The sequence below is a fragment of the Streptomyces sp. RP5T genome, from assembly GCF_003933965.1.
Taxonomy (GTDB): Bacteria; Actinomycetota; Actinomycetes; order Streptomycetales; family Streptomycetaceae; genus Streptomyces.
The window spans coordinates 1-13,249 of sequence record NZ_RSAJ01000224.1 but is presented as its reverse complement, the minus strand read 5'-3'; the positions used below and the strand labels follow the sequence as shown (position 1 = coordinate 13,249).

Annotated in this window: 12 protein-coding genes and 1 tRNA gene; 11 read left to right on the top strand and 2 right to left on the bottom strand. The window is 70.0% G+C overall.

The features are described 5' to 3' along the window. The 3 genes from EHS43_RS22930 to glmS form a co-directional block, all read left to right on the top strand. Positions 1-611, top strand: a 611-nt coding sequence (locus EHS43_RS22930; RefSeq protein WP_148104078.1) for an RICIN domain-containing protein, incomplete at its 5' end; no start/stop codon positions are given. Between the two features lie 124 nt (positions 612-735). After that, positions 736-993, top strand: a complete 258-nt coding sequence (locus EHS43_RS22925) for a hypothetical protein (protein ID WP_020123260.1) — start codon at positions 736-738, stop codon at positions 991-993. Between the two features lie 13 nt (positions 994-1,006). Then, a complete protein-coding gene (glmS, locus tag EHS43_RS22920; protein WP_125192649.1) occupies positions 1,007-2,824 on the top strand; it encodes a glutamine--fructose-6-phosphate transaminase (isomerizing) in 1,818 nt (605 codons plus the stop codon). A gap of 222 nt (positions 2,825-3,046) precedes the next feature. On the opposite strand, the gene EHS43_RS22915 is transcribed toward glmS, so the two are convergent. Next, complete coding sequence (locus tag EHS43_RS22915; RefSeq protein ID WP_125192648.1) at positions 3,047-3,574, bottom strand: universal stress protein; 528 nt, start codon at positions 3,572-3,574, stop codon at positions 3,047-3,049. Positions 3,575-3,932: 358 nt separating this feature from the next. Here EHS43_RS22915 and EHS43_RS22910 point away from each other — a divergent pair, with 358 nt between their 5' ends. From EHS43_RS22910 to EHS43_RS22895, 4 genes are all read left to right on the top strand, one after another. Further along, entirely contained in the window at positions 3,933-4,238 is a 306-nt protein-coding gene (locus EHS43_RS22910; RefSeq protein ID WP_125192647.1) for a hypothetical protein, read from the top strand. A 377-nt stretch (positions 4,239-4,615) separates the two neighbouring features. Next, entirely contained in the window at positions 4,616-5,842 is a 1,227-nt protein-coding gene (locus EHS43_RS22905; RefSeq protein ID WP_125192646.1) for a GlxA family transcriptional regulator, read from the top strand. 155 nt (positions 5,843-5,997) lie between these two features. Continuing rightward, on the top strand, positions 5,998-6,600 hold the full coding sequence (gene orn / locus EHS43_RS22900) for an oligoribonuclease (protein WP_125192645.1): 603 nt from the start codon (positions 5,998-6,000) through the stop codon (positions 6,598-6,600). A gap of 76 nt (positions 6,601-6,676) precedes the next feature. Next, positions 6,677-6,749 (top strand) — tRNA-His (locus tag EHS43_RS22895). A gap of 241 nt (positions 6,750-6,990) precedes the next feature. Here EHS43_RS22895 and EHS43_RS22890 read toward each other — a convergent pair. Further along, the gene (locus EHS43_RS22890) at positions 6,991-8,046 is read right to left on the bottom strand and encodes a LacI family DNA-binding transcriptional regulator (protein WP_125192644.1); all 1,056 of its coding nucleotides are present in this window, start codon (positions 8,044-8,046) and stop codon (positions 6,991-6,993) included. A gap of 369 nt (positions 8,047-8,415) precedes the next feature. Between EHS43_RS22890 and EHS43_RS22885 the strand changes: the two genes are divergently transcribed. From EHS43_RS22885 to EHS43_RS22870, 4 genes are all read left to right on the top strand, one after another. Then, a complete protein-coding gene (locus EHS43_RS22885) occupies positions 8,416-9,741 on the top strand; it encodes an ABC transporter substrate-binding protein (RefSeq protein ID WP_125192643.1) in 1,326 nt (441 codons plus the stop codon). Continuing rightward, a complete protein-coding gene (locus EHS43_RS22880) occupies positions 9,738-10,766 on the top strand; it encodes a carbohydrate ABC transporter permease (RefSeq protein ID WP_125192642.1) in 1,029 nt (342 codons plus the stop codon). Before EHS43_RS22885 ends, EHS43_RS22880 begins: the two co-directional genes overlap by 4 nt. After that, positions 10,763-11,656, top strand: a complete 894-nt coding sequence (locus EHS43_RS22875) for a carbohydrate ABC transporter permease (RefSeq protein WP_185806365.1) — start codon at positions 10,763-10,765, stop codon at positions 11,654-11,656. Before EHS43_RS22880 ends, EHS43_RS22875 begins: the two co-directional genes overlap by 4 nt. Before the next feature lie 125 nt (positions 11,657-11,781). Further along, positions 11,782-13,221 carry a GH1 family beta-glucosidase gene (locus tag EHS43_RS22870; RefSeq protein ID WP_125192641.1) on the top strand — a complete coding sequence of 480 codons (1,440 nt, stop codon included), beginning with the start codon at positions 11,782-11,784 and terminating at the stop codon, positions 13,219-13,221. The last annotated feature ends 28 nt before the right edge of the window (positions 13,222-13,249 follow it).

Below are 13,249 nucleotides of genomic sequence, written 5' to 3'. Positions count from 1 at the left end.
GTCCCGTGTTCGCCCTGGCCGCCGCCGTCGTGGTGACCGCCGTGGCCACCGGCGTGACGCTGAGCCTGCTGTCCGACACCGGGTCCGGAGCCGCCGTGAACTCCTACGGGCCGCCGCCCGCCGCGCCCTCGCAGGCCCCGTCGGCCTCCCCGGGCACGGGCACCGTCCTCGCGACCGTCCGGCTGGAGAGCGTCGCCGCGGCCGGGAGCTGTGTCGCCGGTGCCTCGCCGGACGTCACCCCCGCGCCGGCCCCCTGCGACGGGGGCGCGGCCCAGCAGTGGCGGGTCGTCGACATCGAGGGCGGAGCCGTGGCACTGCGGCATGTGGCGTCCGGGGCCTGTCTGGACATCGCGGGCTACCGGGCCGTGGGCGACCCCATGCAGCTGCGGCCGTGCGCCTACCGCCAGGGGGCCCGCGCCCCCTTCCCCGAGGACCAGGCGTTCGTCCTCGGAACCCGCCCGGACAAGACGTTCACGCTGGTGTGCCAGGACAACCCGGCCATCGCCGTGGGGGTCGCCGACGGCGAGGTCCGCATGCTGCCGTCCGCGACAGCCGGCCGCGCGATCCGCTTCGCACCGGACGACGCCCTGGCGAAGGCGCTGGGCGGCTGAACCCACCTCCGGGACGCAGGACGGACAGCCTGCGAACAGGTGTCCAGAAGGACATCAACAGCTCACTGCCCGATATCGGGCAGGATTCTTGCGAAACGGCTCCTCGTGCCCCAGGATCTACCGGGTGCACGACGAACTCGTTGATCATCTGACGCGGTCCACGCCCCTCAGCCGGGGCGAGGCGCTGCGGGTGATCCAAGACGTGCTCGCCTTCTTCGACGAGACGACCGAGGACTACGTCCGTCGCCGCCACCGCGAGCTCCAGGCCCAGGGCCTGGTGAACGCGGAGATCTTCGGACGGATCGAGGCGGACCTGAAATATCGAGCGGTGGCGCCGCCGGAGCTGACGCTGAGGCAGCTGCGCCGCATGGTCTACGGCTAGGGGACACATCTACATGTGCGGAATTGTCGGATACATCGGGAAGCGTGATGTCGCCCCCCTGCTCCTGGAGGGCCTGCAGCGACTCGAGTACCGCGGCTACGACTCGGCGGGCATCGTCGTCACCTCGCCGAAGACGGCCGGGCTGAAGATGGTCAAGGCCAAGGGCCGGGTGCGCGACCTGGAGGCCAAGGTCCCGGCCCGCTTCAAGGGCACCACCGGCATCGCCCACACCCGCTGGGCCACCCACGGCGCCCCCTCCGACGTGAACGCCCACCCGCACCTGGACGCCGAGGGCAAGGTCGCCGTCGTCCACAACGGCATCATCGACAACGCCTCCGACCTGCGCCGCAAGCTGGAGGCGGACGGTGTCGAGTTCCTGTCCGACACCGACACCGAGGTCCTCGTCCACCTCATCGCGCGCTCCCAGGCGGAGAAGCTGGAGGACAAGGTCCGCGACACCCTGCGGGTGATCGAGGGCACCTACGGCATCGCCGTGATGCACGCCGACTTCGGCGACCGCATCGTGGTGGCCCGCAACGGCTCCCCGGTCGTCCTCGGCATCGGCGAGAAGGAGATGTTCGTCGCCTCCGACATCGCCGCGCTGGTCGCCCACACCCGGCAGATCGTGACGCTGGACGACGGCGAGATGGCCACCCTCAAGGCCGACGACTTCCGCACCTACACGACGGAGGGCACCCGTACGACGGCCGAGCCCACCACCGTCGAGTGGGAGGCCGCCTCCTACGACATGGGCGGCCACGACACCTACATGCACAAGGAGATCCACGAGCAGGCCGACGCCGTGGACCGCGTGCTACGCGGCCGCATCGACGACCGCTTCTCCACCGTGCACCTCGGCGGCCTGAACCTGGACGCCCGCGAGGCCCGCCAGATCCGCCGCGTGAAGATCCTGGGCTGCGGCACCTCGTACCACGCGGGCATGATCGGCGCCCAGATGATCGAGGAGCTGGCCCGCATCCCCGCCGACGCCGAGCCCGCCTCGGAGTTCCGCTACCGCAACGCGGTCGTCGACCCCGACACCCTCTACATCGCCGTCTCGCAGTCCGGTGAGACCTACGACGTCCTCGCGGCCGTCCAGGAGCTGAAGCGCAAGGGCGCGCGGGTGCTCGGCGTCGTCAACGTGGTCGGCTCGGCGATCGCCCGCGAGGCGGACGGCGGCATCTACGTGCACGCGGGCCCCGAGGTCTGCGTGGTCTCCACGAAGTGCTTCACCAACACCACGGTCGCCTTCGCCCTGCTCGCCCTGCACCTGGGCCGCACCCGCGACCTGTCGGTCCGCGACGGCAAGCGGATCATCGAGGGCCTGCGCAGGCTGCCCGCGCAGATCACCGAGATGCTGGAGCAGGAGGAGCACATCAAGAAGCTGGCCGAGCAGTACGCCGAGGCCCGATCGATGCTCTTCATCGGCCGCGTCCGGGGCTACCCGGTGGCCCGCGAGGCCTCCCTGAAGCTCAAGGAGGTCTCCTACATCCACGCCGAGGCCTACCCCGCCTCCGAGCTCAAGCACGGCCCGCTGGCCCTGATCGAGCCCGCCCTCCCGACGGTGGCGATCGTCCCCGACGACGACCTCCTGGAGAAGAACCGCGCCGCCCTGGAGGAGATCAAGGCCCGCAGCGGCAAGATCCTCGCGGTCGCCCACCAGCACCAGGAGAAGGCCGACGAGACCATCGTCGTCCCGAAGAACGAGGACGAGCTGGACCCGATCCTGATGGGCATCCCCCTCCAACTCCTCGCCTACCACACCGCGTTGGCCCTGGGCCGGGACATCGACAAGCCCAGGAACCTCGCGAAGTCGGTCACCGTGGAGTAGGCACCCGCGCAGCCGCCGACGGAACGGACCCCCACGTGATGCCACCTGGCACGGGGGGTCCGTCTCTGTTGCCGGGGAGCCGCCCAACACCCCGGCCCGCGCGGCCGATCGGTGGCCGTCACGCCCCAACCGGCAGCCCGTGACGGCTATATGCCCTTCACAAAAGCACAAACACCCCTACGCGCCGGTAGGTTCACACATCCCACCTGGGGGAACCGCGCGTCAGGGAATGACGATGACGGGCCGCTTCGCCCGCTTGGCGAGCCGCCCCGCGACGGAGCCGAAGATGCGCCCGACGATGCCGTGGGTGGAGCCGACGACGATCGCGTCCGCCTCGTACTCCTGCCCGACCTCCTCGAGTTCGTGGCAGATGTCGCCGCCGCGCTCGACGAGGATCCAGGGGACCTCGGTCAGATAGTCCGCGCAGGCGAGCTCCAGGCCGAGCACCTCGGTGCGGTGGTCCGGCACGTCGACGAAGACCGGTGGCTCGCAGCCGGCCCACACGGTGGTGGGCAGCCGGTTGGCGACATGCACGATGATCAGGCCCGAGCCGGAGCGATGGGCCATCCCGATCGCGTAGGCGAGGGCGCGCTCGCTGGAGGTGGAGCCGTCGAAGCCGACCACGACGCCGTGCTTGAAGGCGGGGTCGCAGGAACGGCGTGGCTCTTCCGCCGCCAGGGGCTCGGCCGCCGTGGGGTCGGCGACGGGCCGCTTGCGGTCCGCTGGTTCGAAGAATTCGTGACCGGCCATGGCTGTCTCGGCGTTGTGATCCTTGTATGGAAGGGACGACCGTGTGCGGCGGAGCTGTGTCCGGGAATCATCTTCCCAACCCCATACCCCCAAGGGTACGGCGGCAAGCCTCCTTAGCCCAGAGCCCGCCCCCCATGCGTGGGGGTTCCAGGGAGCATGCACGAGGGGCCGCCCGTCACGCAATGGTTGCTGCGTTGTACAGGCGGTTTGCACAGGATTCACGCGGCCGCCCTTGCCCCGGCAGACCCGGCGGCCCCCGCGCGGCCCCCCGGACGGCCCCTCGACACAGTGACCGAAGGGTCGAACACGCGTTGAACCCGTGGCCACGCCGCAGGGAGACGCCCCCAGGGAGCACGCGATGACCGGACACCGACCCCCTTCCGAGGACTCCGCCACGGACGTGATCCGCTGGGCGGCCTTCAGCTGCGTCCTCGTCCCCGTGGTGCTCGTCTGGTACGGCACCTCGCTGGCCGGCGCGACGGGCACCGCCCTCGGTCTCGCCGCCGTCACGGCCGTCTGCCGTATCCTCCTGCGCCAGTCGGAGCGCGGCGCGGCACATCCGCACGCCGAGGAGCCGGCACCCCGTCGTGGCCGCCGCCACCGGAGCGGCGGCGGGGCCCGTCGGGGCGGTCGTCACACCGGGGGAAATACACCGGTCGGCTGACCGGTTTCCATGCACCGCGACGATTCTTTTCAGCCAACTTCCGCGTTGGGCGTGTCCCTTGGTCCGACCACCCCTCAACCCCCGTTCCACCTGCACGGATAGGGTGTCCAGGGGCTCGCGCACCCTACGTGGATTAGCCACTGCCACAAGGCGCACTTCCCTGCACGGCCCACGAGTGCAACGCTTCGTGATCGAATGCTTTACGCCAAGTTGCCAAGTCGACAATGTGCCGGATGACGAACTGGTCACGCCGACACCACGGGACACAGTAGATTCGATCTTGACGTCTTACGGCGGGGGACTCGTGCAGGACCGAGGGGAAACGTGCAGGAGCGACACAACCGAGGAGCCGCGACCACCGAGGGGGGCTTAGCAGTATGAGCCACGACTCCACTGCCGCGCCGGAAGCCGCGGCCCGGAAGCTTTCCGGGCGACGCCGCAAGGAGATCGTCGCGGTGCTGCTGTTCAGCGGCGGCCCCATCTTCGAGAGTTCCATACCTTTGTCGGTGTTCGGGATTGACCGCCAGGACGCCGGCGTGCCGCGCTACCGCCTTTTGGTGTGCGGCGGCGAGGAAGGCCCACTGCGGACCACAGGGGGCCTGGAACTCACCGCACCGCATGGCCTGGAAGCGATCTCACGCGCGGGCACGGTCGTCGTACCGGCCTGGCGCTCGATCACTTCACCGCCGCCGGAGGAGGCGCTCGACGCACTGCGCCGGGCGCACGAGGAAGGCGCCCGCATAGTGGGACTGTGCACCGGCGCCTTCGTGCTGGCGGCGGCGGGCCTGCTGGACGGCCGCCCCGCGACCACACACTGGATGTACGCGCCGACGCTGGCCAAGCGCTATCCGTCGGTGCACGTGGATCCACGAGAACTCTTCGTGGACGACGGCGACGTACTGACCTCGGCCGGTACCGCGGCCGGAATCGACCTCTGTCTCCACATCGTGCGGACGGACCACGGCAACGAGGCGGCCGGCGCGCTGGCCCGCCGGCTCGTGGTCCCACCGCGCCGCTCGGGCGGTCAGGAGCGCTACCTCGACAGGTCTTTACCAGAGGAGATCGGCGCCGACCCGCTCGCCGAGGTCGTCGCCTGGGCGCTGGAGCACCTCCACGAGCAGTTCGACGTGGAGACGCTCGCGGCGCGGGCGTACATGAGCCGTCGTACGTTCGACCGCCGGTTCCGCTCGCTGACGGGCTCGGCGCCGCTGCAGTGGCTGATCACCCAGCGGGTGCTCCAGGCCCAGCGTCTCCTGGAGACGTCGGACTACTCGGTGGACGAGGTCGCGGGGCGCTGCGGCTTCCGCTCGCCGGTGGCGCTGCGCGGGCACTTCCGGCGGCAGCTGGGCTCGTCCCCGGCCGCCTACCGGGCCGCCTACCGGGCCCGCCGTCCGCAGGGTGACAAGCCGGTGGACAGCGACGGTCCGCTGGGGGGCCCGACGGGTCCCGCGCCCAGCCCGCCGGTGCAGCTGCACCCGGACAGCGGCCCCGTGCCGCTCCAGACCCGCCGCACCCCGGCCCCCGTGGGCCCGTCGTCGGACAACGGCCGCGAGCTCTACGCGACCGGCCGGGTGGGACTGCCGGGGCAGCGCAGCGGATCATGACGTCCTGACGCCGGGCGGGCACTTCCAGCCCGTCCGGCGTTCGAGGACGCGGCCCCTTGCGGGCCGATACGGGGGTCCAGAGGGCGGCAGCCCCTTGGTACGCGGACTGCGGCACCGGTCACCCCAAACGGCCAGGCCCGCTTTAGGGTGGTCGCATGAACGATCGCATGGTGTGGATCGACTGCGAGATGACCGGCCTCTCGCTGTCCGACGACGCTCTCATCGAGGTAGCCGCCCTCGTCACCGACTCCGAGCTCAACGTGCTCGGTGACGGCGTGGACATCGTCATCCGCCCGCCGGACCGGGCGCTGGAGACGATGCCGGAGGTGGTGCGTCAGATGCACACCGCGTCCGGGCTGCTAGAGGAGCTGTCCGGCGGCACGACCCTCGCCGAGGCCGAGGAGCAGGTCCTCGCCTACGTCCGCGAGCACGTCAAGGAGCCCGGCAAGGCCCCGCTGTGCGGCAACTCCGTGGGCACCGACCGCGGTTTCCTCCTCCGGGACATGCCCACCCTGGAGGACTACCTGCACTACCGGATCGTGGACGTCAGCTCCGTCAAGGAGCTCGCCCGGCGCTGGTACCCGCGGGCCTACTTCAACAGCCCGGACAAGAACGGCAACCACCGCGCCCTCGCCGACATCCGCGAGTCCATCGCGGAGCTGCGCTACTACCGCGAGGCGATCTTCGTCCCGCAGCCCGGGCCCGACTCCGACACCGCGAAGGCGATCGCCGCGAAGCACGTGCTGCCTGCGCAGTAAACCCGTGCGCGAGCACCCCTTCGGACCCTGTACACTTTTTCTCGGCCGGTCGGAGAAATCCGAACTGCCGAACATGGTGGGTGTAGCTCAGTTGGTAGAGCACCTGGTTGTGGTCCAGGTGGCCGCGGGTTCAAGTCCCGTCACTCACCCTCATCACCTCAGCCGGTGATCCTGGAGACAGGATCACCGGCTGAGGTCGTTTCAGGAGGCGGCGCCGACGGGCGTACGGCTGCACGGACGTGCCGGTCACGAGCGTGGCCCCCGGGCAGGCGACCGGCCACCGCCTCAGAACGGCGTGAGCCTCACGAAACCGGCCCCGCCGTGCCCACGGATCGCGTACGCCGCCCGACCGGTCCGAGATCCTTGCGTTCAACCTCTTGACGCACCAGGTCAGGACGACGCCCGGGGCACCAGCTCCGTGGCCAGGACGACCTGCCTGCGCTCCAGGTTCCGGGACACCGCCGGGCGGCGGTCGGCGATCTCCGAGAGGAGCAGGTCGATCATGTGCCGGCCCATCTCCTCGATGGGCTGGCGGACGCTGGTGAGGGGCGGGTCCATGTGGCGGGCTATGGCCGAATCGTCGTAGCCGACCAGGGCCACGTCCGAGGGGATGCCACGGCCCTCCTCGCGCAGGACCTGGCGGGCGCCGGCCGCCATGACGTCCGAGCCGGCGAAGACCGCGTCCAGGTCGGGGCGGCGGGCCAGCAGCTTCGTCATCGCCCGGCGGCCGCCCTCCTCGGTGAAGTCACCGGGCTCGATCAGCCGCTCGTCCACCTCGTGGCCGGCGTCCCGCAGCGCGTCCCTGTAGCCGTCGACGCGCCGCTGGGCGCCGTAGACGTCGAGGCGGCCGGTGATGTGCGCGATCGTGCGGCGGCCGCCCGCCAGCAGGTGCTCCACGGCCGAGCGGCCGCCGCCGTAGTTGTCGGAGTCCACCGACGGGAGCGTCTCGGCGGCCGAGCGCGGGCCGCTGATCACCGCCGGGATCTCCAGCTGGGACAGCAGGTCGGGGAGCGGGTCGTCGGCGTGGACCGACACCAGCAGGACGCCGTCGACCCGGTGGGCGGCCAGGTACTGGGCCAGCCGCTGCCGTTCCCGGTCGCTGCCCGCGAAGATCAGCAGGAGCTGCATCTCGGTCTCGGAGATCTCGGCACCGACGCCCTTGAGCATGTCCGAGAAGTACGGCTCCGCGAAGAACCGGGTCTCCGGCTCGGGCACGACCAGCGCGATGGCGTCCGTGCGGTTGGCCGCCAGGGCGCGCGCGGCCGTGTTGGGGACGTACCCGAGTTCCGCCACCGCCGCCTCGACCGCCGCCCGGGTGGCGTCACTGACCCGGGGCGAGCCGTTGATCACCCGGGAAACGGTCCCGCGGCCGACGCCGGCGCGCGCGGCGACCTCTTCGAGGGTGGGCCGGCCACCGCTTCGGCTCCGCGCTCCGTGGCTTGCCATTGGGCTCCGCCTTCCCCGCCGTGTCTCTTAGCTGGCCTGGAATCTAACAGTCCCGCCTGCTCCAGTGGCTGTCACGGGGGCTGCCGACCCCGCACCCCCGCTTCGGTCCGGACCGCTCCGCCCTCGGTCGCCGGACGGACCGAGCGGGTCCAGTTAACGGGCTGATAACTGAACGCATCTCTCCGCGTCGACTCCCTTGACACCCTCGCTCCAACCCGCGAACCTTCAACACATCACCGATGGGAGCGCTCCCACGGTACCTGACACATAAATATCCCGCACGTTCCCCGCCCGAGCCGCAGCATGAACTAACGGGTCCAACAACGCAGTTGGCCGGGGGGTCGGCACGTCAGGCAACAGGAGGACGCAATGCGCACGACTACCCGCCGGTCCCACCGGCTGTTGGCCCTGGCGGCCGTCACCGCACTGGCCACGGGAGTGCTGGCCGGCTGTTCCAGCGACTCCGACGACAGTGACTCGTCGGGGACCGGCAACAACTCCGGCGGCGGCAAGACAACGCTGACCATCGGCACCTTCGGGGTCTTCGGCTACAAGCAGGCCGGGCTCTACGACGAGTACATGAAGTCACACCCCGGCATCACCATCAAGGAGAACGTCACCACCCGTACCGACGTCTACTGGCCGAAGGTCCTCACCCGGCTGCAGGCCGGCTCCGGCACCGACGACATCCAGGCCATCGAGGTCGGCAACATCACCGAGGCCGTGCAGACGCAGGGCTCCAAGTTCGTGGACCTCGGCAAGGACGTCGACAAGTCGCAGTGGCTGGACTGGAAGAACGCCCAGGCCACCACCCCCGACGGCAAGCTCATCGGCCTCGGCACCGACATCGGCCCGATGGCGATCTGCTACCGCAAGGACCTGTTCGCCAAGGCCGGTCTGGAGACCGACCGCACCAAGCTCGCCGCGCAGTGGAAGGGCGACTGGAACAAGTACGTCGACCTCGGCAAGCAGTACATGAAGAAGGCGCCCAGCGGCACCAAGTTCGTGGACTCGGCCTCCTCCGTCTACAACGCGGTCCTCAACGGTGAGAGCGAGCGCTACTACGACAAGAGCGGCGAGGTCGTCTGGGACAAGTCCCAGGGCGTGAAGAACGCCTGGGACGTCGCGATGTCCGTGGCCACCAGCAACATGTCGGCGAAGCTCAAGCAGTTCGACAAGCCGTGGGACCAGGGCTACGCGAACGCCTCCTTCGCCACGGTGGCCTGCCCCGCCTGGATGATCGGTTACATCCAGGAGAAGTCCGGTGAGGCCGGCAAGGGCAAGTGGGACGTGGCGGCCGCGCCGACCGCGGGCAACTGGGGCGGCTCGTTCATCGGCGTGCCGACGGCGGGCAAGCACCAGAAGGAGGCCATCGAGCTCGCGAAGTGGCTGACCGCGCCCGAGCAGCAGGCCAAGGTCTTCGCCAAGCAGGCCAGCTTCCCGTCGACCCCGTCGGCGTACTCCACCCTGAAGCCGGCCGCCGCCACCACGGAGTTCTTCAGCAACGCGCCGATCACGCAGATCTTCTCCGACTCGGCGAAGACCATCCCGGCGCAGGTCTTCGGCGTCAAGGACCAGCCGATCAACACCGCGCTGACCGACATCGGCATCCTCCAGGTCGAGCAGAAGGGCAAGTCCCCCGAGCAGGGCTGGGACGCTGCCACGAACGAGATCAAGGACGTGCTCGGCCAGTGACAAGCCCCAAGCAGGCACTCGCGCATCCCGCGTCGAGCGTCGAGGCCGCGCCCGGCTCCCAGCCGGGCGCGGCCCGGGGCGCTGACGGTCGCGGTACGCCGCCCGAGGGCAAGGGCCCCTGGCGCAGCCGGCTGTACCGCTGGGACATGAAGGCGTCTCCGTACGTGTTCATCGCCCCCTTCTTCGTCATCTTCGGGGCGTTCTCGCTGGTCCCGCTGCTGTACACGGCCTGGTACTCGCTGCACGACGTGCAGCTGTCCTCGCTGGACACCCAGACCTGGGCGGGCCTGGACAACTACAAGAACCTGCTGTCCTCGGACTTCTTCTGGAACGCCCTCAAGAACACCTTCACCATCGGTGTGATCTCGACCGTGCCGCAGCTGATGGCGGCCATCGGGCTGGCCCATCTGCTCAACTACAAGCTGCGCGGCTCGACCGTGTGGCGGGTCGTGATGCTGACCCCGTACGCCACCTCGGTGGCGGCGGCGACCCTCGTCTTCACGCTGCTGTACTCGTGGGACGGCGGCATGATCAACTGGCTCCTCGACTTCGTCGGGATCGATCCGATCAACTGGCGTGAGTCCGACTGGGGTTCGCAGTTCGCGGTCTCCTCGATCGTGATCTGGCGGTGGACCGGCTACAACGCGCTGATCTACCTCGCGGCGATGCAGGCCATCCCGGCCGACCTGTACGAGTCGGCGGCGATCGACGGGGCCAACCGCTGGCAGCAGTTCCGGCACGTGACGGTCCCGCAGCTCCGGCCGACCATCCTGTTCACGGTGGTGGTGTCCACCATCGGCGCGACCCAGCTCTTCGGCGAGCCCCTGCTGTTCGGCGGGGTGAGCGGTTCCAAGGGCGGCTCCGAGCACCAGTACCAGACGCTCGGCCTGTACATGTACGACCAGGGCTGGATCATCGGCAACCTCGGCAAGGCGTCCGCGATCGCCTGGTCGATGTTCCTGATCCTGTTGATCATCGCCGCGATCAATCTGCTGGTCACCCGACGGCTGAGGAAGTCCCAATGACCACCAGTGAACTGACGTTGCCCCAGGCGGGCGGCAAGGGACGCCGGTCCCGTCGGGTGATGGGGGCGGGCAAGCAGCTGCACGCCGGCCCGGTCACCTACCTCGTCCTCGCGCTCTTCGCGCTGATCTCGCTGGCGCCCCTGGTGTGGACGGCGATCGCCGCCTCGCGCACCGACCGCAGGCTCGCCGAGACACCGCCGCCGCTGTGGTTCGGCGGGAACCTGTTCAAGAACATGCAGACCGCCTGGGACGAGGCCGGGCTCGGCACCGCCATGGTGAACAGCGTGGTCGTGGCGGGTGCCATCACGATCAGCACGGTGCTGTTCTCCACGCTCGCCGGGTTCGCCTTCGCCAAGCTGCGGTTCAGGTTCTCCGGTTTCCTGCTGCTGCTGACGATCGGCACGATGATGATCCCGCCGCAGCTGGCGGTCGTACCGCTGTACCTGTGGATGGCGGACCTCGGCTGGTCGAACCAGCTCCAGACGGTGATCCTGCCGACCCTGGTGACGGCGTTCGGCACCTTCTTCATGCGGCAGTACCTGGTGCAGGCGCTGCCCACGGAGCTGATCGAGGCGGCCCGGGTGGACGGGGCGAGCAGCATCCGGGTGGTGTGGCACGTGGTGTTCCCGGCGGCGCGGCCCGCGATGGCCGTGCTCGGTCTGCTGACCTTCGTGTTCGCCTGGAACGACTTCCTGTGGCCGATCATCGCCCTGAACCAGCAGAACCCGACCGTGCAGGTGGCCCTCAACTCGCTCGGCACCGGCTACGTCCCCGACCAGGCCGTGATCATGGCGGGTGCGTTCCTCGGCACGCTGCCGCTGCTGATCGCCTTCCTCCTGTTCGGCAAGCAGATCGTGGGCGGCATCATGCAGGGCGCGATCAAGGGCTGACGCCTCGTCCATCGGCCTTCCCCCGACGGTTTCCGGGGCCGGACCGCAGCCGCTCCGGCCCCTCTCCTCTTCCCCTCCCCCCTCTATCTGTCGGTCTTTCCCTGACCTCCGATGGGAGCGCTTTCATGCCCGATTCCGCATCGCCGGAGACCCCGGTGACCTTTCCCCCCGCCTTCCTCTGGGGTGCCGCGACCTCCGCGTACCAGATCGAGGGGGCGGTGCGGGAGGACGGCCGTACGCCCTCCATCTGGGACACCTTCAGCCACACCCCGGGCAAGACCGCCGGCGGCGAGCACGGTGACATCGCTGTCGACCACTACCACCGCTACCGCGACGACGTGGCGCTCATGGCCGACCTGGGCCTGACGGCGTACCGCTTCTCGATCTCCTGGTCCCGGGTGCAGCCGACCGGACGCGGCCCCGCGGTCCAGCGTGGCCTGGACTTCTACCGCCGTCTCGTGGACGAGCTGCTCGCGCGCGGCATCAAGCCGGCCGTGACGCTCTACCACTGGGACCTGCCCCAGGAGCTGGAGGACGCGGGCGGCTGGCCGGAGCGCGACACCGCGTACCGCTTCGCCGAGTACGCGCAGATCGTCGGGGAGGCGCTCGGCGACCGGGTGGAGCAGTGGATCACCCTCAACGAGCCCTGGTGCGCGGCCTTCCTGGGCTACGCCTCCGGGGTGCACGCGCCGGGCCGTACCGACCCCGCGGCCTCGCTGAAGGCGGCGCACACGCTGAACCTGGCGCACGGGCTGGGCACGTCGGCCCTGCGCGCCTCGATGCCGGCCCGCAACACGGTGGCGCTCAGCCTCAACTCCTCGGTCGTCAGGCCCCTCTCGCAGGACGCGGCGGACCTGGCGGCGGCGCGGAAGATCGACGACCTGGCCAACGGGGTCTTCCACGGGCCGATCCTGCACGGGGCGTATCCGCAGACGCTGATCGCGGCCACGGAGCCGATCACGGACTGGTCGTTCGTCGAGGACGGCGACCTGGCCCTGATCCACCAGCCGCTCGACGCGCTGGGCCTCAACTACTACACGCCCGCGCTGGTCTCGGCGGCCGACCCGAACGCGCCCGCCCCGCGCGCCGACGGCCACGGCAGCAGCGACCACTCCCCCTGGCCCGGCGCGGACGACGTCACCTTCCACCAGACTCCGGGCGAGCGGACGGAGATGGGCTGGACGATCGACCCGACGGGCCTGCACGACCTGATCATGCGCTACACCCGTGAGGCCCCGGGCCTGCCCCTCTACATCACGGAGAACGGCGCGGCCTACGACGACAAGCCCGACCCCGACGGCCGCGTCCACGACCCCGAGCGCATCGCCTACCTGCACGGCCACCTCGCCGCGGTCCGCCGCGCGATCGCCGACGGCGCGGACGTCCGCGGCTACTACCTGTGGTCCCTGCTGGACAACTTCGAGTGGGCGTACGGCTACGAGAAGCGATTCGGCGCCGTCTACGTCGACTACACCACGCTGGAACGGACACCCAAGTCCAGTGCCCTGTGGTACGGCCGGGCCGCCCGCTCGGGCACGCTCCCGGAGGTCGACAGCATCCAGTAGCCACCGCGGGGACGGGGGACGGGGAAGG

Excerpts from the sequence above, each read along its gene's own strand:
- EHS43_RS22910 (WP_125192647.1), top strand. The coding sequence starts at position 3,933 with ATGACCGGACACCGACCCCCTTCCGAGGACTCCGCCACGGACGTGATC.
- EHS43_RS22890 (WP_125192644.1), bottom strand. The coding sequence starts at position 8,046 with ATGGCAAGCCACGGAGCGCGGAGCCGAAGCGGTGGCCGGCCCACCCTC.
- EHS43_RS22915 (WP_125192648.1), bottom strand. The coding sequence starts at position 3,574 with ATGGCCGGTCACGAATTCTTCGAACCAGCGGACCGCAAGCGGCCCGTC.
- EHS43_RS22875 (WP_185806365.1), top strand. The coding sequence starts at position 10,763 with ATGACCACCAGTGAACTGACGTTGCCCCAGGCGGGCGGCAAGGGACGC.
- orn (WP_125192645.1), top strand. The coding sequence starts at position 5,998 with ATGAACGATCGCATGGTGTGGATCGACTGCGAGATGACCGGCCTCTCG.
- EHS43_RS22885 (WP_125192643.1), top strand. The coding sequence starts at position 8,416 with ATGCGCACGACTACCCGCCGGTCCCACCGGCTGTTGGCCCTGGCGGCC.
- glmS (WP_125192649.1), top strand. The coding sequence starts at position 1,007 with ATGTGCGGAATTGTCGGATACATCGGGAAGCGTGATGTCGCCCCCCTG.
- EHS43_RS22905 (WP_125192646.1), top strand. The coding sequence starts at position 4,616 with ATGAGCCACGACTCCACTGCCGCGCCGGAAGCCGCGGCCCGGAAGCTT.
- EHS43_RS22870 (WP_125192641.1), top strand. The coding sequence starts at position 11,782 with ATGCCCGATTCCGCATCGCCGGAGACCCCGGTGACCTTTCCCCCCGCC.